The sequence below is a fragment of the Shigella sp. FC1967 genome (assembly GCF_001743005.1).
In the GTDB taxonomy this organism is placed as follows: Bacteria; Pseudomonadota; Gammaproteobacteria; order Enterobacterales; family Enterobacteriaceae; genus Proteus.
This window is the reverse complement of sequence record NZ_MIIZ01001388.1, coordinates 1-361: the sequence shown is the minus strand read 5'-3', so window position 1 is coordinate 361 and position 361 is coordinate 1. Positions and strand designations below refer to the sequence as shown.

1 rRNA gene is annotated in these 361 nt (G+C 55.1%); it reads left to right on the top strand.

Annotation, left to right across the window (positions count from 1 at the left end):
• Positions 1-361, top strand: a 23S ribosomal RNA gene (locus tag BHE89_RS22345); the annotation flags it as partial.

Below are 361 nucleotides of genomic sequence, written 5' to 3'. Positions count from 1 at the left end.
GATCCGGTGGTTCTGAATGGAAGGGCCATCGCTCAACGGATAAAAGGTACTCCGGGGATAACAGGCTGATACCGCCCAAGAGTTCATATCGACGGCGGTGTTTGGCACCTCGATGTCGGCTCATCACATCCTGGGGCTGAAGTAGGTCCCAAGGGTATGGCTGTTCGCCATTTAAAAGTGGTACGCGAGCTGGGTTTAGAACGTCGTGAGACAGTTCGGTCCCCTATCTGCCGTGGGCGTTGGAAGATTGAGAGGGGTTGCTCCTAGTACGAGAGGACCGGAGTGAACGCACCACTGGTGTTCGGGTTGTCATGCCAATGGCATTGCCCGGTAGCTAAGTGCGGAAGAGATAACCGCTGAA